This is a genomic window from Actinocrispum wychmicini, assembly GCF_004345645.1.
GTDB classification, from domain to species: Bacteria; Actinomycetota; Actinomycetes; order Mycobacteriales; family Pseudonocardiaceae; genus Kibdelosporangium; species Kibdelosporangium wychmicini.
This window is the reverse complement of record NZ_SLWS01000007.1, coordinates 435,140-456,516: the sequence shown is the minus strand read 5'-3', so window position 1 is coordinate 456,516 and position 21,377 is coordinate 435,140. Positions and strand designations below refer to the sequence as shown.

Below are 21,377 nucleotides of genomic sequence, written 5' to 3'. Positions count from 1 at the left end.
CACAAGGGCCTCGAGTGGTTCTACAACTCCCACCGGCCCCACCAAGGTATCGCCAACGCCCGGCCGCTATTGCCACCGTCAGTAGCCGGCCGCCCCGCGGACCGAGGTTCGCGGGGCGGCTTCTGTTGTTCATCCGTGTCCGATTGCGATGGCCTAGACGAAGAATCCTGCGACGTCGACGATGATGTCGACCGTTCCCGCGCTGGTGGTGAAGTAGGTGCAGGGGCCGAAGTCGGGCGTGTCGTTGGGGTTGTCCACGACCACGCCGATGAAGTTGTTGCCCACTGTTTGGCCCGGCGTGATGTTCAGGTTCGACGTTACCGGCGGGGTCTGGCTGGGCGGCGGCCAGCTCACCACGTACTGCTCGGTGGTCGAGTTGGTACCGGTCAGGTTGGCCACGTACCCCTTTGGCCCCGGAGCGGGCCAGCCCAACGCGCTGATCCGGCCCTGCTGGAGTCCTGGTGGGGTTTCTCGGGTGTCCATGGCGCGTACGGGCGTGACCGGCACGAACTTGTCGCCCCGGTTGGTGTCGTAGACGCCCGCGAGGTCCGCGATCAGGTCGACGCTGCCGCTGTCGTTGAACAGTTTGACTTTGCGGTTGCTCCCCAGTTGTACCGTGACGAGGTTCGGCGTGACCTCGTTGGGTCCTAGGTTGAGGTTCGAGGCGAGGGGGCGGGCTGTGCCGTCTGGATATGCGGTGACGAATGTGGATGTGGTCGCGTTGAGGCCGGTGAGGTTGAACGTCACTGCCGTGGAGGACGGGTCGAGCCAGCTCAGGTCGATGGTGGTTTCGCCACCGGGCCCGACTCTGCCGGTACCGCGGGTGTCCAGCACTCGGCCCGGTGTCACCGCGATGAATCTCGATGCGTTGCCGCTGGTGTAGTAGCCGGCCAGGTCGGCGATGATGTGGGTGTTCCCGGTTTCGTTGTACACGTTCACTTTGCGGTCGGGGCTCAGCGCCACGGTCGCGGAATTCGGTCGGGTCTGGCCGGGTGCCAGGTTGAGGCTGGTCACTCCGGGCCGCGTGACGTTGGCCGGAAAGACTGTCACGAACGTGTACGCCGTCAGCGCGGCCCCGGTGACGTTCAGCACCACAGCCGTCGCGTCGGCAGGAACTTTGCTCGACAGATCCAACGTCACCTGGCTGGCTGGCCCGAGCGGGACTGTCGCCCCACCGGGGACACCGGTGCCGTCCCGGGTGTCGAGCACCCGGCTCGACGAGAGGGGAGCGTAGGTCGACGGAACGCCCGCCGCGCGTGCACCGAGGGCGTCCGCCGAGGCCACATGTGCTCGCTCGAGCGACCTGATACCGGAGTTGTCTGGTGTGGCTTGTGCTGTGCCGGCGCTCGCTATCAGCACAGCCGTCAAACCGATAGCCAGGATCGCAGATCTTCGATTCTTCACCCGATAGTCCTTTCAAGGCCGTGGACACTTGACCTCAATCGACACCGTGCGGCCACGTCGGCGAAAGCCGGCTCCTTGTCCCCGGACCGGGCCCCGAATGCTCAACCGTGCCTCGGTGTACCGCGCCTCAGTGTGGCGGATAATTCCCCGGTTGACTGACGGTGGCAGTGTATCGGGAATCTTCATCGTCGAAAAGGCCGTCAGTGTGACAATTACCGCCATTTGGCGGTGTGGTCTCGGGGTTGTTGTGGGCAACGTGTTCTTCGGTGGCTCGTGGTGGCGGGGAGGGGTATCCGGTGTTCAACTGTCGCGATCAGTTGAACGCGATCGCCGTCGGACCGGGTCGGCGGTGCCGTTACGTGATCATGGTGTGGCAGGTGAAAGCAAACAGGCAAGCGGCCAAATGGCCGAATGTTCGTTGCTTATCGAGACAATGGTGTTCATGTCAACCGCCGCCGGATGGCCCTCGCGTGTGACCTGATTAACATTCTTGCGTTGTAACGGTTTCCGTGTGGGTGGACGATCCGCAGAGGGGGCGCCATGCGTCGAGCAAGGTCGAAAGAGTGTCCTCTGCGCGCGAAAGGAAATTCACAAAATGCGAAAATGGAGAGTCACGGCGCGGCGGGTAGGGTTTCTGTCGGCCGCTGCACTCGGTGCGACTCTGATGGCTGTGCCATCGGCTGCTGCGGATGGACCAGCGGACACTCTCGCGTGCCGGGACAGTGTGTCCGTCTTCTATGCCAGGCCGGACACGGGAATCGAACTCGATCAGCATAACGAGCCTGAGACCGGGGCGCCTTCGTGGGCGGGTAGGAACCAGGTGGCGATGGGCTGGGACGGTCGCCTGCTGGCTGGACCTGATGGCCGTGTATACCTGCTCAAGTCCAACGGTGATCTGCAGCGCAACCGTTGGCTCGGGAACGGTTGGGAAGCCACTGGGGCGCCCGTTGTTGTCGCCACCGGGTGGAATGATCATACCGTTCCGCCGGTCAGAAACAGAATCACCATCGATGAGCTCGGTGACATCTATCGTGTGTTTGATGACGGAACCCTGCACTGGTATCGCTACGACGAGACCGCGAAGACTCTGACCGAAAGAGTCATTGACAGCGGGTGGGACAGTAGCACGACGGGTAAGGTCTTCGCGGCCGGGCAGGGGGTGCTCTACCGGCAAGTTTACGAACTCTCGCTGGGTAGCTTTGTGCTCTACCGCTACCAATATCACGTCGCCAGTCAGCGTTGGGTTGAGTACAAACGCGCCGTCCCCCTGCCGGCGGGCTGGCCCACCGGTACTGAGGTCGGCTCGCCCGGTGGAGATGTCATCTACACCCTCAGTTCGACCACGGGGCAACTGCTGTGGTTCCGCTATCTCGGCAATGGTATCTGGGCCGACGGACCCAAAGTGGCCAACACCGGGATTCCTGCGAACTGGCAACTAGCTATTACCTCGAATCACTGCACGCTCACCTCCAACCCGTTCCCACAACGCCCTGCCGTCACCCTGAAGGAAACCGCGCCGACTGCCGTCGTCGAAGGGAACAACGGACAACTTCAATACTTCTACGTTGACAGCTTTGGTCGGTTGATCCACGGACGTCAGCTCAACGCCACCGACGTCACCGTGGTCACGTATGCCGCCATCGGCGGCTATCAATCCTTTGCGGACACTCCATCGGCCGTCCTCGACGCGACCGGCGCCCTGCACACCGTCGCCCTCGGCCAAGACAGCGAAACCCGCAAAACCACCCGACCCAACGGCGCCTCCGCCTGGAACACCTTCACCGGACTGGGCGGCTGGACACCCGGTCCCGCCACCGTTCTTACTCAGCAGAACAAAACACTCTCCACCTTCGCCGTCGATGGAAATGGCGACCTCTGGACCCAGAACCAACCGGCGCCGGACAAACCGCTCCTCGGCTGGAAACGCACCGGCATGACCAACCTGACGTCCGACATCACCGCCATCCGAGCCGGAGATGGATACGAGATCATTCTCAAAAACCGCAACGGGACCCTCAACGCCAGCCACTACACCAACGGAACGTTCGGCACCTGGCGTGCGCTCCCATCCACCAGCACAACCACACGCGTAGCCGCCGTACTGAACCCCGACGGCAAACTCCAATCGTTCAATCGCCAAGCCGACGGCCAGATCGCCACCCACCGCGAAACCACCCCCGGCGCCGGCGCCTGGACGCCCCTGCCCAGCCTCGTCACGACCGGCCCACCCGCTGCCGCCGTTACCGGCGCCGGACTCATCCAGGTCACCGCCCGCGCCACCGACGGCTTCATCTATGTCACCGAGCAGCAATCCCCGGCGAGCAACACCTACCGGCCGTGGCAACGCCTCGCGGACAGTCGAACCGGCGTCAGCTACCCGTCCGCCACCGACCCGACGGCCATCGCCACCACCAACGGCAAAGTAGTCATCACCTACCGAGACGCCGACGGCACCTCCTACGTCTTCCAAACCACCAACCCCACCACCGCGGCCCGAACACAACAAACCGACCCACCGACCGATTACATTGGCGGACCCACTGGAAAGCCAGCCGAGTAGCACCGGGTAGGAGGCTGGAGCCGGTGTTCCGCCGGCTCCAGCCCATCCTGATGTCGATAGTGAAGAACTATTTCTGTCGCGATCGTGTGTCGCTCGCGACAGCTTTACGCCGTTCACAAGTGGACCACGTCACATCGGCACGTCCGTACGGAGGATGGTACTTTGAAAGGCGTGGGGTGCGTGAACTTCGGCTGCCGCACTGTCGCCCGAATGGTCTATCGAAATGTGGCGAATGGATCGGCTGAGGGCTTGTTCGCATCGCTCCACCGAAATGACGTTGAGTATTACTCGATACGGCCTATTGACATCGCGAATTTGATTCGATAGTGCGCGGGAAATTTCAACGGATTAGGGTTGTTATTCGGACGATCTTGAGTCAAGGTGTGACGAGGTGACTGTGAAAGTCACGGGGGTAGGGTCGTCAGTGCTCGACGGGGAGGGCTTTGCTGTGTCCGGGTTTGTTGCCGCGCGCCGTAAACGTTGGACGCCTCGGGCGATCGCGATCTTGTTGGTGTGCTCGATGGTCGGTGGCCTGGTCGGGCCGGCCACGCCGTGGGGCGGGTCGACAGGGCAGGATGACCAGGAGGCGCTGCGGCAGGCGATTGGGCTGTCACCGAAGCAGTCGCCGGCGAAGTCGCCGGACACGTCCACGCTGTCCAAGGACGAGTTGGCGGCGGGAAATCACGCCGAGGCCAAGTCGCTGCAGTCGAAGTATCCGCCGATCGAGATGAAGCCCGCTGACGCGCCTCGTAACGAAACGAAGGTGCAACAAGGGCCATCGACGGCGCGCGGGTTCGACGCCGCATCGAGCCGTGAGTTACCCGACCGGCGTACCGATCGCGAGACCACCTATGTCAACACCGACGGCACGCTGACCACGCAGTTCAGCCAAGACCCGATCAACTACCGCACGCCGGGTGGGTCCTACGAGCCGATTGATCCCACGTTGGTGGACGCGGGGTCGGAATGGCGTAACCGCGCCGACTCGGTGGATGTCCGCCTCGCCAAGCGAGCCGGCGCGCCAGCACTGGCACGAGTGGTGCTCGACGGCGGTCACGAGGTCTCGTTCGGTATCAACGGGGCCGCGGGGGCGGACGGGCGGGTGGACAAGGCCACGGTCGTCTATCCCGATGTCCGGACCTCGTCCGATGTGCGGTTCGACGTGCACCCGGGTGGGGCGAAGGAAACGCTTGTCCTGCGGTCGGCGGACGCCCTGCGGCAGTGGTTGTTCCCCATCCAGGCCAAAGGTCTTCGAGCGTCCATCGTGGATGGCCGGGTGTCGTTCGTTGACGAGAAGGGGACCGAACGCCTGACGTTCCCGCGCGGGTCGATGATCGACGCCAATCAAGCCGAGAGCACCGGGGTGTCCTATCGGCTGGTTGACCACAACGGGCAGCAGGCGTTACAGGTCGACCTGGACGCGGCCTGGCTGACCGACCCTGCCCGCAGGTATCCGGTCGCGGTCGACCCGAGTGTGGAAACACTGCCCACCAACGCGAGCATGTACGTGCAGGGCGGTTCGCGGACCGACGGCGGGGTGGAACTGCGGGCTGGTACGTACGGTGGCGCCACGGCGGCCAGCTATCTGCGGTTCGACAGTGTGCGGGATCGGCTCGCCGGTCACAAGATCTTCGGCGCTCACCTGGCCCTCACGAACGTCTGGTCGTGGTCGTGTCAGCCGAGACCGGTCACCGTGCACGAGGTGACCGAGGGCTGGGGCAGTGGTGGTTACCCCGGCCCAGGGTACGGCCCAGAGTTGGCGTCCCTCGAGTTCGCGCACGGTTACATCGGGAACGGGTCGACCGTATCGAACTGCCCGGCCGCCACCGAGGTGATCAACCTCGGTGAAGGTGGTCGGGATGTCGTGGCGCGGTGGGCGAACGGCGCCCCCAACTTCGGGCTCACGGTCCGCGCGTCCGAGTCGGACCCGTTCGGGTGGAAGAAGTTCACCGGCGGCAACACCGCGAACCCACCTCGCCTGTATGTCACCCATACGCCGTATGACGCCGAATACCGGATCGACAACGGCGTGGTGGACCCGCCGGTGACCCGCACCCAGAGCGGGAAGATCAAGATCACGGTCACCAACCGCGGCGCGCAGACCTGGACACCGGCCGCGTTCGCGTTGGGGTATCGGGCGTTCACGTCCCAGGGAACGCCGATCGCCGCGGTGGAGGCCGCGTCGCTGCCCTACGACGTGCCGGTCGGCGGGTCGGTGACACTGGACGCGTCGGTGGGTCCGCTGGAGCCGGACGAGTACTTTCTGGACTTCAGCATGATCCACCGGAATGTCGCGTGGTTCACCGATGAGCAGATCCCGCCGATCCGGCTGGTGTTGCGGGTGATCGACATTCCGCCTGTGGTCAAGGCCCAGTACCCGCCGAACGGGTTCTCGGCAGCTACGCTGACGCCGCAGTTGTGGGTGGACGCGGTCGACCTGGACAAGCCACCGAACTCGGCCCTGCAGTACCGGTTCGAGGTCTGCGGGCGCTACGCCAAGCGGGACGACGGCACCGTGGTCGGTATCAACTGCTTCGGCTCGGGCCGGATCCCCTCGCGTTACTGGACTGTCCCGGCAGGTGCGCTCAAGTGGAGCAAGGACTACCAGTGGCGGGCGTTCGCGTTCGACGGCACGTCTGAAAGCCCAGCGCTGCCACCGAGCCATCTGCTGACAGCCGTGCCGCAGCCGGAGATCACGGCGCACATGGCGAACGCGCCCTATAGCGGGACGCACAGCGATTTCGACCCGCAGACCGGTAACTACTACACCAGCGCGATCGACGCGACCGTGTCCACGACCGGGCCGGACCTGTCGGTCGTGCGCACGTACAACAGCCTTGACCCTCGACGGGACCTGTTGTTCGGTGCGGGCTGGTCCAGTCGGTACGACATGCGGGCGTACCCGGACCAGGACGGGTCGGGCAATGTGGTCGTGACCTATCCGGATGGTCAGCAGGTCCGGTTCGGCCGCGACCCGGACGGTACGTTCGCGCCGCCCGAGGGACGGTACGCGAAGCTCACCGTCGGCCCGGCGGACACCGGTGGCTGGATCCTGACCGACCAGCGCTCCACTGTGTACACCTTCCGCGCGGACGGCCGGTTGATCACCACGTATGACGAGTCCGGGCATTGGACCGAGCTCGACTACGGCACTCCGGAGAAGCTCAAGCGGGCCATGGGCCGGACCAGCGACCGGTTCCTGTACTTCACCTACACGGGCAACCATGTGTCCACGGTGAGCACTGACCCGGTCGACGGCAAGCAGCTCATGTGGACCTACTTCTATGACGGGGACCGGCTGACCAAGGTCTGCGATCCGAAGGGCGGCTGCACCGTCTATGACTATGTCGCGGGCTCGCACTATCGCAGCTCGGTGATCGACGCCCGCCCATCGTCCTATTGGCGGTTCGGTGAGCGGGACGGCACGGTCGCGGCAAGTCAGGTGCGCACGAACCTCGGCAAGGACAACGGCACCTACAAGGACGTCGCCCTGGGCACGCCGGGCGCGTTGGCCGGCACCGGTGACGGCGCGGCCACGTTCAACGGAACGTCCTCGATCGTGACGCTGCCGGACGGCACCCTGCGCAAAGCCCGGGACCTCGCGGTGGAGATGTGGTTCAAGACCACATCCGGCGGGCCGCTGCTCGGGTATCAGAACAAGCCAGCCGCTGAGACACCGACCGCGTCGACACCTGTGCTGTACGTCGGCACGGACGGCAAACTCCGTGGCCAGTTCGCCAACGGCGGCACAACGCCGATCACCACCTCGATGGCGGTGAACGACAACAAGTGGCATCACGTTGTCCTGTCCGGATCCCTGGCCACACAGACGATGTACCTCGACGGGCAACCCGTCGACACCCTCGCCGGGGAGATCGCCCACAGCGACCTCACGTTCAACCAGGTCGGCACGGCCTACGCGACCACGCCCGCAGCGTGGCCGCAGTGGGGTACCGACTCCCGGCGGTTCTTCACCGGCCAGATCGACGAGGTCGCGTTTTACGAGCACCCGATCGGTCAACCCACCGCGTGGGCGCACTACCTGGCACAGGCCGCGGCGAGCTCGCTGGCGAAGATCACCCTGCCCAGCGGTCGGATCACGGCCAAGATGGCCTACGACGAGGTCAACGACCGGCTCAAGGAATACACCGACAGCAACGGCGGCCTGTGGAAACTGGCACTGCCCGTCATCACCGGCGACAACACCAACCTGATCCGCGCGGTGCAGGTGACCGATCCAGGCAATCGGCAGCAATTCTATGACTACGACCCCTTCCGTGCCCGGATCCTGCGCTACAGCGCGCCCCTTGGACTCGGGATCCGGACGGAGGACCGGCGGAAACCAAGCGGTGACCCTGACCCGCCTCCGCCGCCGACCTGTCCCGGCACGCCGCCCACGACACCGCCGCCCCCGGACCAGGGCCCGGTCTACTGCGGCGGGCCCGCTGGCAGTGGCCACGATTGGATCGGCGGACCGGTCATGGGCCAGGGCGTCCGCACCTATGACTACGACGACAGCGGTTTCCAGACCACGGTCATCGACGAGAACGCCAACTCCGTTGTGATGACCACCGACAAGCGCGGCAACGTGACGGCCCGCAAGACCTGCCGCGTCGCACCAAGCGACTGCCAGACCGTGTATTACACGTACTTCCTCAACGCGGGTGACGTCACCGATCCTCGAAACGACAAGATCACGTCGTCCCGGGACGCGCGGTCCAGTGGCCCCGATGATTCCCGTTTCGCCACGAGCTACACGTACACCAGTACCGGGCAACGCGGCCTGCTCGCGTCCCAGACCACCCCGGACGGCGGTCAAGTCACCCACCTGTACACGTCGGCCAGCGACCCGGCCGTCGGAGGTGGCAGCACACCCGCCGGGCTGATCGCGACGACCACGGCCCCCAGCGGCGGGACCATCAGGTACGGCTACTACCGCAACGGCGACCTCGCCCAGGTCACCAACCCGAGCGGGCAGGTCACCAAGTTCACCTACGACATGCTCGGTCGCAAGATCAGTGAAACGCAGATCTCCGACGTCTACCCGCAGGGCTTGACCACGACGTTCGCCTATGACGAGTTGTCGCGACGCACCTCGATGACTCCACCGGCGACGACCAACGCGGTCACTGGGGTCAAGCACACCCCACAGGTCACGACCGGCTACGACGCTGACGGCAACGTCGTGCGGGTCGAGGCGAAAGACCTGACCGGCGGTGACCCGAGCCGGGGCACGACCGTGGACTACGACGAGTTCGGGCGACCCGTGCGCTCCACCGACCCTGAAGGTGCGGTGACCACACAAGGGTTCGACGGGTTCGGCAACCGCACGTGGACCGTCGACGCCAACGGCACGAAGGTCGAGTTCGCCTACACCGCAAGGAACATGCTGGCCGAGATCCGGCTACGGGCGTGGCACGGCAACCCGGTGGACGCGGGTGGTGGTGGCGGTGACGGCAGCGGAAGCAACACCCCGCTGGACACCCTGGTGCTCGACTCCTACGGGTACGACATGGCCGGACGGCTCGTCCGGCACACCGACCCAATGGGACGGTCCACACGCTACGAGTACTACACCGACGACACGCTCTACCGCGTCACGGCACGCGACGTGCGCGACCCGTTCAACCCCTCGGCGCCGACACGTAACGTGGTCCTGCAACGCAACACCTATGACGCAGCTGGAAACCTGACCCAGCAGACCAGCGCGACCGGCCGGGTCACCGCCGTCGAGTACGACGCGACTGGGCGGATCGCCAGCACGACGCAGGATCCTGCTGGGCTGCAGCGGAAGGCCGCGTTCGACTACGACGCGTCCGGCAACGTCATCCGGGTGACCCGGACCGGCAACGCCTCCAACAGCACCCGATTGGACACCAGTCGGATCGAGAAGACCGAATACGGTTACGACCCGGCCGGGCACCAGACCAGCCAGACCGCCTACAACGGACAGGAAAAGCTGGTCACCACCGCGACCTACGACCAGCGCGGCCAGCTCCGCACCGTCACCGACGCGCGGGGCTTCACCAGTTCTTTTGATTACGACGAACGTGGTCGAGGCATCGCGTCCACCAGTCCGTCGGTACAAGTTGAACGGGTCGGCGGACAACCGACGACCGAGCGACTCAAGGCGCTCACCGGGTACGACACCTTCAGCGACGCGACCCAGATGACCGACGCGGCGGGAAACGTCACGACCTGGTCCTATGACCGCAGGGGCCTGGCCACCCGGGTCGAGTCCGCTCCCTACCAGAAGCCCGGTGACACGTCCGCAACCAAAAGCGTGATGCAGGCTCAGTACGACGCGCTCGGGAAACCCATTGCGGTCACCGACTCTCGGGGCGCGGTCACCCGCTACCGGTACGACCAGCTCGGGCGGCTCGCCGAAGTCCAGGATCCCAAACCCGACGCACCGACCACGGCCGGCGGGACCTGGCGAATGACCTATACCTCGGCCGGTGAGCAGCTGTCGGTCACCGACCCTACTGGCTCTCGGGCCGAAGCCACCTACGATGACCTCGGCCGTCAGGTCACTGCGACCCAGCTGGAACGCCGTCCGCAACCCGCGGCGTACACCACCAAGTTCCGCTACGACGACGACAACGACCTCACCCAGGCCACCAGCCCGGCGGGGGAGACGTCGACCTTCACCTACGACACCGTCGGCGCCCGGATCACTGCCACCGACCCCGCCGGTGTGGTCACCAAATATGGCTACGACATCAGCAACCAGCTGGCCAGGATCTCCGACGGCCTCGACCGCACGTCGTGGATCCGCTTCGACGGAGTCGGCCGACCCGTCGCACGCGTCGAACTGGACCCCCAAGAACATATCTTGCGGCGCAGCGGCGTCACCTACGACCAAGCTGGCCAGGTCGTGTCCACAACGGACCCGCTCAACCACACCAACCGCTTCACCTACGACGCGTTGAGACGGCAGACCAGCCAGGAACAACCGGTCTCAGACACCGACACCATCACCACGTCGTTCGGCTACGACCCCCGAGGAAACCTGACCCGCCTGACCGACGGCCGCGGCAACACCACCACCAACACCTACAACACCCTCGGGTTGCTGGAAACCACCACCGAGCCATCCACCACGGCGCACCCGAACATCGCCGACCGCACCTGGACCGTCGGCTACGACCTGACCGGCAACCCCACTACCGTCGGCATGCCCGGCGGCGTCACCCGGCAACGCACCTTCGACACGCTCGGCCGCCTCACCAACGAAACCGGCAGCGGCGCGGAAACCACCACCGACAACCGAGTCGCCTCCTACGACCTCGCCGGGCGACTGACCTCCGTCAACGCCCCCGTCGGCACCAACACCTATGCCTACAACGACCGCGGCGCGCTCCTGACCACCGACGGCTTGTCCGGCAAATCCTCCTACACCTACGACCAGAACGGACGTACCACCCAACGCGTCGACGGCGCCGGAACCCACAACTACACCTACGCCAACGGCAGGCTCTCGACCGTCCAAGATGGAATCACCAGCGTCGTTCAGTCCCTCGGCTACGACAACGCCGGCGCCATCAAGACAGTCGACTACGGCAGCGGCCGCACCCGCGCGTTCACCTACGACGACCTCGGCCGGCTGCGCACCGACACCCTGCAAGCCGGCGCCACCGCCGTCGCCTCGGTCGGCTACGACTACGACCCCGCCGACCGGCTCACCCGCAAAACCACCACCGGAACCGGCCCTGCCCAGGACAACACCTACGGCTACGACTACGCCAACCGGCTGACCTCCTGGACCAACAACGGCACCACCACCAACTACGGCTGGGACAAGGCCGGCAACCGCATCCAGAACGGCACCAAAACCGCCACCTTCGACGAACGCAACCGCGTCCAGTCTGACGGCGACTACACCTACACTTGGACTGCCCGCGGCACCCTCGCGTCCCGCACCAGCTCCGGCCTCACCGAGAACTACAAGTTCGACGCCTTCGACCGCGCCGCAGCCACCGGCAACACCACCTACAAATACGACGGCCTCGGCCGCCTCAGCAGCCGCAACGACACCCCCCTCACCTACCTCGGCACCGGCCTGGACCTCGTCTCCGACGGCACCAGCACCTACAGCCGTGGCCCCAGCGGCGGCATCCTCGCCCTGAAGCAAGGCACCGACAAACGCCTCACCGTCACCGACCAACACGGCGACCTCACCGGCGGCTTCAACCCCGAGACAGCGCTGAATGGCCTCGCCGACTCCGCCACCTACGACCCCTTCGGCAAGACCCTCAACACCACCGGCACCAAACGCAACCTCGGCTTCCAGGGCGACTACACCGACCCCGACACCGGCCACATCGACATGGGCGCCCGCTGGTACAACCCAGGCACCGGCACCTTCACCGCCCGCGACACCATCCTCGACACCAACCGCTACAACTACGCCGCCGGATCGCCCGTCAACGCCACCGATCCTGATGGCCGCTCCTGCAGGAAGGTCCTGCGAGACGACTGGGCGTGGAACCCGTTGTCGTGGCTTAGCCCGTTTGTCACGGTATGTGACCCGCCGCTGGACTATTGCAGCGGAAGCTGCGGAGAATTGCCAATTCTCCCAGACGACGGCGGATACGACGATAGTGAAAAGAAGCTTGGTGGCTTGTTCGGTGGTTCGTCGCCGCCTGGACCGGCAGCCGGTGGTGGCGGAGGTTCTGGTCGTGGTTCCGGTGGACACGGCGGTTCAGGAGGTCGCGGCGGATCTGGCCACGGACGTGGTTCCGGTGGCGGATCTGGTTCCGGCGGCGGTAGTGCTACGTCGGCGGCGCGTGCCGCCGCTACCCAAGCCGCACGATCGAACCCGTTGCCCGTGCCCGCAGCCGCAACGCAGCCGCTATACGCCGGCAGCGCGGGTAACGGTACCCAGCCTCCCGTGTCTGCTAGTCCCAACGCGCCGGCCGACGTTGTCAGCGCCAGTCAGGTCGTAGACCAGACTCCGCAGATCCAGCAGATGATCAACAGCACCTTGAACGGAGCTGGTCCGGTCATCCAGAACGCCGCCGCAACCCCGCCATCAGAAATTGGTGGTTCAGGTGGCAAGCTGGTGCCAGTGGCGGGTGGAACCGGCCCGAAGGTACGCGTCTCCGGTCCGGACAACAGGTCCTTCTGGGAAATGTTCGAAGATATTTGGGAAGAATATGGTCATGATTTTCTCGATGCCGTAGGCATGATTCCCGGTATTGGAGTTGTAGCCAACGGGATCAACGCCGGTTGGTATTTGGCCGAGGGTGATTACCTCAATGCCATCTCTTCTGCGGCCAGTGCGATTCCCGGCGTTGGTGCGGGAATCAAGGGCGCGAAGGTTGCCGAGGAAGGCGTGAAAGCCGCCAAAGCAGGTGCCAAGGCCGCCGAGGAAGGCGCGGGTTCAGTGCGTGGCGCGGCGAAGGCGTGCGCGACCAGAAACAGCTTCGCCCCGGACACCCCGGTCACGATGGCGGACGGCACCAGCAAACCCATCAAAGACATCCAACCCGGCGACCAAGTCACCGCCACTGACCCCACAACCGGCCAGACCCAGGCCGAACCCGTCACCGCGGTCATCGTCGAAGAACACCAAGACAAGACCCTCGTCGACATCACCATCACCGACGGCACCTTCGTCACCCAACCCGGCACCATCACCGCCACCGACTACCACCCCTTCTGGGACCCCGACCACCACCAATGGGTCGAAGCCAAGAACCTCACTCCTGGCAGCCACCTACGCACGCCCGACGGTCGCACCGCCACCGTCACTGCTACCCGTACCCACCCCGAGCGCGACACACCGCTCCGCAACCTCACCATCAACCAACTCCACACCTACTACGTGACCGCCGGCAACACGCCGGTTCTCGTACACAACTGCGGTACCACGCCGACCGACCATGTACACCGGACCGACAACGACCCGTTGTTCCGAGCCGACAAGCGGCATCCGGACACGATCCTCTCAGAAGGCTTCCAGCCGAAGGACCCGTTGGGGAACAACGACCTGCAGGTCCACGTGAACGAGTCGCCGGACGGTAACCTGATCAGCACCACCCGTGACGCGGAAGGCGGTGGCCGGGGACCCTGGCAGTACGAGATCCACGCACCCGGGGGAATCGACCTGAATGCGACCGCGACCAGATACGGGAACCTGGAGCCGAACTGGGGGGAGGTCGAAATCACCTTCCCCGGCGGGATCGACCCGCGATATATCCGAGGAGCGCAACGGTATGACGACTTTGACGAACCGATCGGCCCGTACATACACAACCCGAACTTCCGCCCATGACCAGCGGTGAGACCATCGATGAGGAAAACCTGGTCAGCGTGCTTGTGCTCGGTGGTCCGGAGCCGGTGACGTGCGCACTGACCTGGCGAAGCTACCCGGACTGCTCGTACTCGATCGACCTTGACGGACCGGCCGGGCCGGTGGCCGCCCGAGGGCGCGACTTGTTCCAGGCGCTACAGGAGATTCGCCTGGAACTGGAACCCGGTGGCTGGTCGATAGCGGTTCAGGGCGCACGTAAGGACACCTACCCCTCGGGCATGGTGCGCGACATGGTTGGCGCGCGTCGGGTCTACGTCCTGCACACCGGCCGGGACATGGCCAAAGAGGATCTCGTGAACATCTTTGCCGAGGCGGCGGCGGCTGCCCTCGGTACTGTCGAGCAGCAGAAGAACAACTACCAGGAGTGGCGCGACAGCGTTCGGCGGCGGTGACTGTCCCACGGTTTCGGACCTGGCTGATGCCGCGGACCTTTCCCCGCGCCATCGAGTCAGGTGTGGGCGGGGTTGTGCAACGTCAGGCCGCAACCGGTGGAGGTGTTGTTCGAAAGGATCTGTCGGGACAACAGGATCAAACATCGGCTGACCAGGCCCGCCTCGCCAACCACTACAGACAAGATCCTGCGCCTGCACAAGACACTGCGGGACGAGTTCTTCGACAGATGCCCTTGGTGACGTCCGACATTTCGCGAGAGTTGCCTGAATTCACACGGGCTTGCCCCGTTTGGCGGACACCAGTTGAACGTGGTCGTGATCGGGGACCACCCCGGTCCTCGTTCATGACGCGGGCATCAAAGGCGGAGCAACCGCCGGAACCGCCGACGGTCCCTTAGGCATCCCGCCAACGGCGTGGTCATCCCTGGACGAGCGGCTCACCGAGCGCAGCGCTGCCCCGGCGAGCCGCTGACCCTCGTCAACGGCTAACCCCACGCGCCGCGGCCGTGAGTCAAACGGACATGCCCGGGTCGCGAACGGCAATGGCCGTGCACACCTCCGCCGCTCTACGTTTTAGTCATCTGACTAACTCAACTTGGAGGATGACGCCACGATGCGTACCACCATGGGGCGGCTCGCGACGGCGACACTGCTCAGTGCCGCGCTGGGAGCTGCGGCCCCGGCCGCCGCGGATGCGGGGTCGGCCGGGCCCGACTTCGGCCACCGGCCACCCGGACTGATCGAGGTCCACGCGCCGGCACTGCTACCGGAGTCGGTCGGCTACGACTCGATCAGCAACCAGTTCATCGTCGGCTCCGTGCGCAATGGCACGGTCTCGACGGTCCGCACCGACGGCTCGATCCAGACGCTCGTCGACGACCCGCAACTCGTCTCCACCGCAGGGGTGCGCGTTGACGAACTCCGGCGCCGGGTCCTGGTCACCAACCTCGACCTGGGTGTCGGCGTGCACAGCTCGCCCGACACGGTGTTCCGGCTGTCGGGTCTCGGCAGCTACGGCATCGACGACGGCGCCACCAACTGGTATGTCGACCTGGCCGCGGTCGCCCATGACGGTGGCCTGCACTTCGCCAACGAGATCGCGATCGCACCCGATGGGACGGCGTACGTCACGGACGGCGCCGCCCCGATCATCTACCGGGTCGGCGTGACCGGCCACGCGGATGTGCTCGTCCGCGACGACCGGCTCGCGGGCAACGGATCGCTGCCGGGTACGCCGCCCAACTTCGGCCTGACCGCTGTGGCTTGGGCACCGGGCAATCTGCTCGTCGTCACCAAGGCTGACGGTACGGTGTGGCGGGTGCCGGTCGGCGCGCCGGCGGCGTTGAGCCAGGTCGCGTTGAGCGGCGGGCTGTTGACCTTCGTCGACGACGTCCGGACGCTGCCGGACGGGTCGCTCGCCGCGATCAGCAACGGGTTTGGCGGGCCGACTGGCGCGGTGCAGACCATCAGCCCGTACAACGGCTGGCGCAAAGCCACCGTGACGTCGACCATCGTCCTGAACGAGGTGCTGCCGACCGGCATCACCGCCGGACCGTCCGGGACGACGTACGTCCTCTTCGGACACATCGCCGACTTCGGCGCCGGCCACCCGAGCGACACCTTCACCCTGCGCAAGGTCCAGATCAACACGGACTGACAGTCCGAACGGCGGCGGTCAGCTCTCGTGCCCGCCGCCATTCGGCTGACGGACGGCACGCAGAGGGCTGACCAGACCGGTGGCGTACGCCAGGGACACCACCTGGGCGCGGGAGGACAGTTCGAGTTTGGCCATCAGTCGGTTCAGGTGGGTTTTGGCTGTTGCCTCGGCTACGGCCAGTCGTTGTGCGATGGTTGTGTTGGTCAGGCCGTGTGCCACCAGTTCCATCACCTGGAGTTCCCGTTCGGTCAGGGTGGACAGTCGTAGTCGGGCTTCGCCGGAGCTGACCGGGGTCCGGACGAACTCGTCGATCAGTCTGCGGGCGACGCTGGGTGCGAGTAGTGCTTGGCCGGCGGCGACTGCCCGGACCGCCCGGATCAGTTCCTCCGGTGGCGCGTCCTTGAGCAGGTAGCCGGCCGCGCCGGCCCGCAACGCGCTGTAGACGTGTTCGTCGACGTCGAAACTGGTCAGCACCAGCACCGCCACCGCCGGCCCGGCTGCCTCGAGGATCCTGCGGGTGGCCTCGGTGCCGTCGATGACGGGCATCCTGATGTCCATCACCACCACGTGCGGCCGGTGGGTCAGCGCGGACTGGATGGCTGTGGCGCCGTCGCCGGCCTGGTCGACCACCTCGATGTCGGGTTCGGCGGTCAGGATCGACACGAACCCGGCGCGGACCATGTCCTGGTCGTCCACCACGATCACCCTGGTAGTCACCACACTGCTCCCTGTCGTGTCGAGCGGGGAAGGACGGCGGTCACCCGGAAGCCGTCGTCGACGGGGCCGGCTCGCAACGAGCCGCCGAGCGATTCCAGCCGTGTGCGCAGGCCGGCGAGTCCGTGGCCGGAGGGTGGCAGGCTGGGCGGGCGGGGATCGCTCGGTGGCAGGTTGTGTACGTCGATCTGGAGCCCGCCGGGCAGGTAGCGCAACGTCACCTCGGCCGTGCCGTGTCGGGCGTGTTTGAGTACGTTGGTGAGGGCCTCCCGGACGACCCGGAAGGCGACGTGGTCGCCTGCCTCGGGGAGCGGGTACGGCGGGCCGTGCCGCTGGAGGTCCACTGTCATTCCGGTGGCGCGCAGCATGCCGACCAGCTCCTCCAGGTGGTGGATACCTGGACTGGGTGTGCCGCCGGGCACCACCAGCAGTCCGTCCATTTCGGACAGTGCGGTGCCGGTGACTGACTCGATCGCGGTCAGTGCGGCGGTCGCTTCGGTGGGATTGTCCGGCAGGAGCACGCGGGCGGCGCCGGCGCGGACCACCACGATGGCGAGGCTGTGCGCCACCACGTCGTGCAGCTCGCTGGCGATCCGGTGGCGCTCGACCGCGACGACTTCGCTCACCACCCGTGAGCGGGTCTGGTCGAGCAGGTGCACCATCTGGTCCAGGCGGGCGGCGTCCCGCGCCCGGGTGCGGCGGGTGCGACCGAGGACGACGATCACGATCACGACCAGGCAGACACTGGGGATCAAGCCGCTGGCATCCGGCATGATGGCGTGATAATTGCCCTCGCTGATCACCGCTGTGACCACGCCGGCGACGATCGCGGCGGGCAGCGACGACCGGTAGGCCACGCCGTACAACGCGACGAACGCCGCGTAGCCGGTTCCCATCCACCGTGGATCGTCGAGCAGCAACACCAGGCACCCGTGCGCGAGGACCACCGCGCAGAACACAGCCCGCGGATACCGCCTCCGCATCGTCAGGCAACCGATGCCCACGACCGCGATGGCCACGGCCAGCCAGCGCATCCGCAGGTGCAGCTCAAGAAAATCGTGTGGCGGCGGCCATTGCGTGGCCAGGAGCGCGAGAACCAGTGCCAGATCGGCCATCGCGGTCCGACGTGGTCCGGTCATCCCTCGACCCCTGCCCTATGCGAAGAATATTCGGATTATGGGCGGAGTTCATCGTTGAACGCCACAATGACGGCAGACGCGTCGCTACCGTCCACGAAGGACATAGCATCCCTGCTGGTACCGCCATTTGTCTACGCCCACGCGTCACGTCCCCCGGTTGGGGTAGTTAGTTAGGCCGTCCTGCTGCCGGGGGAGGCGGCGCGGTGAACCCAGGCGGTATCCGGGTTCTGGCTGGCGGCGGTATTGCCCGGCAGAGCGCGATCTGACGAAGATCGGTATGCAACCACAGGCGCTGGCAGGGGTCGCTGTGTGTGCTGGGCGAGGGCAGGAGTAGGAATGGCAAACAGAAACAGCGGGAGGAATCCCGTGCGATGGTTCGCGGTCGCGTCGGCTGGGGTTCTTGTCTCGGGCGTCGCACTCGCGGGTTCGTACGCGGACGCGGCATCGGCGGGACGGCCGGCCGCGTCGGACAAGGTGTTCACCCAGGACTGTACGGGTGATGGCGCTTCCTCCGGCTACAAGTGCGGCGATGTGACGGTTCCGCTCGACTACGTCCAGCCTAAGGGGCCGAAGCTCTCGATCAGGGTGAGCATCGCCAAGGCCACCGGCAAGCCGGAGGACCGCAAGGGCGTCATCCTGTTCAACCCGGGCGGTCCCGGTGGCAGCGGCCTGTACTGGGCCGACAGTTTCCCGGACAGTGTGCGCAAGGCGTACGACATCATCGGCTTCGACCCGCGCGGGGTCGGCCAGAGCAATCCCATCTCCTGTGTGGACGGCTCGACGTTCTTCGCGATGCCCGCTGCCGACACCCAACCGTCCAGTAAGGACGACAAGGCCGCGTTCGTCAAGCGTGCCAAGGACTACGCGGACGGTTGCGGAACCAACTCCGGTTCGGAGATCCCTTACCTGACCACGGCGAACACCGCCAAGGACATCGACAAGATCAGGGAAGCTATCGGCGAGTCGAAGATCAACTACTACGGTGTCTCGTACGGCACGTACCTGGGCACGGTCTACGCACAGCTGTTCCCGGACAAGGTCAACCGGATGCTGCTCGACAGTGTCATGAACGCGTCCACGGCCAACCTGGGCTATCAGGGAAACCTTGACCAGAACGTCGCCTTCCAGAACCGGATCGACCTGTACTTCGGCTGGATCGCGCAGTACGACTCGGTGTACAAGCTGGGCAAGACCAAGGACGACGTGCAGGCGGCGTACACCAAGGCGCGCAAGGCTCTCAAGGACAAACCGGTCGGTGTCGTCGGCCCGGACGAACTGGACACGATGCTCCTCAACTCCGGCTACTACGACGTGTACTGGCTCAGGAACGCGCAGGCGTTCAGCGACTACGTCAACAAAGACGACGTCTCCGGCATCAAGTCCTTCGTCACCAACAAGTACCACGACCCGCGCACCGCGGACAACGAGAACTCGAACGCGGTCTACTCGGCGGTCGAGTGCGCCGACTCGAAGTGGCCGACGAAATGGGAGACCTGGGACCAGGACAACACCGACTACGACATGAAGGCGCCGTTCGAGACCTGGGCGAACGCCTGGATGAACCTGCCCTGCGCGTACTGGAACGCCAAATCGCACGACCCGGTCGAGATCACCGGCAAGGACGTCCCGGGCATCATGCTGCTGCAGGGCACCATGGACGCCGCGACGCCGTACGAAGGCGCGGTCCAGACCCACAAGCTGCTCCCGGGTTCCCGGATGATCGTGGAGAAGGGCGGCGGCTCGCACGGTCTGTACAACGAGTCGTGGGTCAACAACTCCTGCATCGACAAGTACGCCACGAACTATCTGCTCGACGGGACCCTGCCGGACGCCGATGTGACGTGCGACGCGCATCCGTTGCCGAAGCCGAAGGACACGGACAAAGCCGGTGACACGGCGAAGTCCACGGACACCGGTTCCACCGAGGGCGACAAGGTGTCGTCGGACAGCACGACGCTGAAGGAGATCGGGGACAAGGCCAACGCCGCCGCGGTCGCCAACCCCGTCGGGCTCGGCTCCAAGTCCGTGCTCGGCGGCGTGCCCGCCAACCCATCCAAGGAATCGGCAACCCGGATCCTGGGCCACAAGTAAACCACCCCAGAACCGCCTGGGCACGGCGTGCGACCCGCACTCCCCGCCGTGCCCAGGCCATCCTGCCGAAGGGACGGCGATGACCAGAACTTTCCTCACCCCGGGCTCGGTGGTGTTCGTGCTGGGCAGCCGGGCGGGGATGATCAGGATGACACCGGTGATCAGGGCTGTGGGTGTCCAGCAGGCCTTCGTGTACACCGGACACGACCGGATGGTCACGGCCGAACTGACCGAGCTGTTCACCCGGTGCCGACCCAGCCTCGTGGTCGTTCAAGGGGACTCCGAGGCGGCGTTGGAGGGCGCGCTGGCCGCGAACGCGGCTGGCGCGCCCGTACTGCGTGTGGACGCGGGCCTGCGCAGCCGTGACATGCACACGTCCGAGGAGCACAACCGGGTGCTGATCGATCACCTGTCCGACTATCTGTGTGCCGCGACCTCGGGCAACGTGGACAACCTTCTGGCGGAGAGTATCGATCGGGCGCGGGTGGTGCGTACTGGCGCGTTGGCGGTCGAGGCGGTGACCAACGCGCTGCCGGAGGAGAACGAGCGGTTGCGGTACCTGTCGCGACACGGGGTACGGCCGGACGGGTATGTGCTGGCGACGATCCACCACCAGAACACGACCGACACCCTGGAGTTCGTTCTGGCCGAACTGATGGCGGTGGCGCGTGCGGGTTGGCCGGTCCTGCTGCCCTTGTGCCCGCACGTTTCGGACGTGATCGACCAGGTCGGCCGGCCGTCGGCGCTGTACCCGCTCACCGTGGTGCCCCCGGTGGACTACCAGGAGTTCCTGAGCCTGGCCCGGCATGCCGCGTTGGTGGTGTCGGACTCCGGTGGTGTGCAGGAAGAGGTCACCGTGCTCAAACGGCCGCTGATCGTGCTGCGCCGCTCCACCGAACGCCCGGAGGTGCTCGCCGACTTCGCCACTCTGGTCGGCCCGTACGAGGGCGTCGCAAAACGTGCGCTGGCCATGCTCGACGATATCGCTTTCGTCCACAAGCGACTGTCCAGTGTGCCGTGCCCGTTCGGGGACGCGCTGTCCAGCCTGAAGATCGCCCAGGTCGTCCAGGTGGTGGCCGGCGAGTCGTGGATCTGGTGACCG

The 21,377-nt window shown here is 65.7% G+C and carries 9 protein-coding genes; 6 read left to right on the top strand and 3 right to left on the bottom strand.

All coding sequences use genetic code 11. From position 1 onward, the window contains the following. Positions 1–153: 153 nt before the first annotated feature. A complete protein-coding gene (locus EV192_RS32085; protein ID WP_132122105.1) occupies positions 154–1,284 on the bottom strand; it encodes a hypothetical protein in 1,131 nt (376 codons plus the stop codon). A 715-nt stretch (positions 1,285–1,999) separates the two neighbouring features. On the opposite strand from EV192_RS32085, the gene EV192_RS32080 reads away from it, so the two are divergent. The 4 genes from EV192_RS32080 (at position 2,000) to EV192_RS32060 (ending at position 16,331) form a co-directional block, all read left to right on the top strand. Further along, positions 2,000–3,964: a DUF8189 domain-containing protein gene (locus EV192_RS32080; protein ID WP_132122103.1), complete on the top strand. Its 1,965-nt coding sequence runs from the start codon at positions 2,000–2,002 to the stop codon at positions 3,962–3,964. 448 nt (positions 3,965–4,412) lie between these two features. Continuing rightward, complete coding sequence (locus EV192_RS32075; protein WP_132122101.1) at positions 4,413–14,243, top strand: scabin-related ADP-ribosyltransferase; 9,831 nt, start codon at positions 4,413–4,415, stop codon at positions 14,241–14,243. Then, on the top strand, positions 14,240–14,674 hold the full coding sequence (locus tag EV192_RS32070; RefSeq protein ID WP_132122099.1) for a hypothetical protein: 435 nt from the start codon (positions 14,240–14,242) through the stop codon (positions 14,672–14,674). Before EV192_RS32075 ends, EV192_RS32070 begins: the two co-directional genes overlap by 4 nt. A 613-nt stretch (positions 14,675–15,287) precedes the next feature. Beyond that, on the top strand, positions 15,288–16,331 hold the full coding sequence (locus EV192_RS32060; protein WP_132122097.1) for a hypothetical protein: 1,044 nt from the start codon (positions 15,288–15,290) through the stop codon (positions 16,329–16,331). A gap of 18 nt (positions 16,332–16,349) precedes the next feature. On the opposite strand, the gene EV192_RS32055 is transcribed toward EV192_RS32060, so the two are convergent. Both EV192_RS32055 and EV192_RS32050 read right to left on the bottom strand, forming a co-directional pair. Then, the gene (locus tag EV192_RS32055; protein WP_132122095.1) at positions 16,350–17,048 is read right to left on the bottom strand and encodes a response regulator transcription factor; all 699 of its coding nucleotides are present in this window, start codon (positions 17,046–17,048) and stop codon (positions 16,350–16,352) included. Then, positions 17,045–18,184, bottom strand: coding sequence for a sensor histidine kinase (locus EV192_RS32050; protein WP_132122093.1), 1,140 nt, complete (start codon positions 18,182–18,184; stop codon positions 17,045–17,047). Before EV192_RS32050 ends, EV192_RS32055 begins: the two co-directional genes overlap by 4 nt. Positions 18,185–18,550: 366 nt before the next feature. Between EV192_RS32050 and EV192_RS32045 the strand changes: the two genes are divergently transcribed. Together EV192_RS32045 and EV192_RS32040 are read left to right on the top strand one after the other, a co-directional pair. Next, on the top strand, positions 18,551–20,275 hold the full coding sequence (locus tag EV192_RS32045) for an alpha/beta hydrolase (protein WP_165960728.1): 1,725 nt from the start codon (positions 18,551–18,553) through the stop codon (positions 20,273–20,275). Between the two features lie 79 nt (positions 20,276–20,354). Beyond that, positions 20,355–21,374 (top strand): UDP-N-acetylglucosamine 2-epimerase, encoded by a 1,020-nt coding sequence (locus EV192_RS32040; RefSeq protein WP_132122089.1) that lies wholly within the window; start codon positions 20,355–20,357, stop codon positions 21,372–21,374. Positions 21,375–21,377 lie beyond the last annotated feature (3 nt).

What these genes read in the sequence shown, in the direction of transcription:
- EV192_RS32080 (WP_132122103.1), top strand. Translation starts at nt 2,000, where the DNA reads ATGCGAAAATGGAGAGTCACGGCGCGGCGGGTAGGGTTTCTGTCGGCC.
- EV192_RS32040 (WP_132122089.1), top strand. Translation starts at nt 20,355, where the DNA reads ATGACCAGAACTTTCCTCACCCCGGGCTCGGTGGTGTTCGTGCTGGGC.
- EV192_RS32060 (WP_132122097.1), top strand. Translation starts at nt 15,288, where the DNA reads ATGCGTACCACCATGGGGCGGCTCGCGACGGCGACACTGCTCAGTGCC.
- EV192_RS32050 (WP_132122093.1), bottom strand. Translation starts at nt 18,184, where the DNA reads ATGACCGGACCACGTCGGACCGCGATGGCCGATCTGGCACTGGTTCTC.
- EV192_RS32070 (WP_132122099.1), top strand. Translation starts at nt 14,240, where the DNA reads ATGACCAGCGGTGAGACCATCGATGAGGAAAACCTGGTCAGCGTGCTT.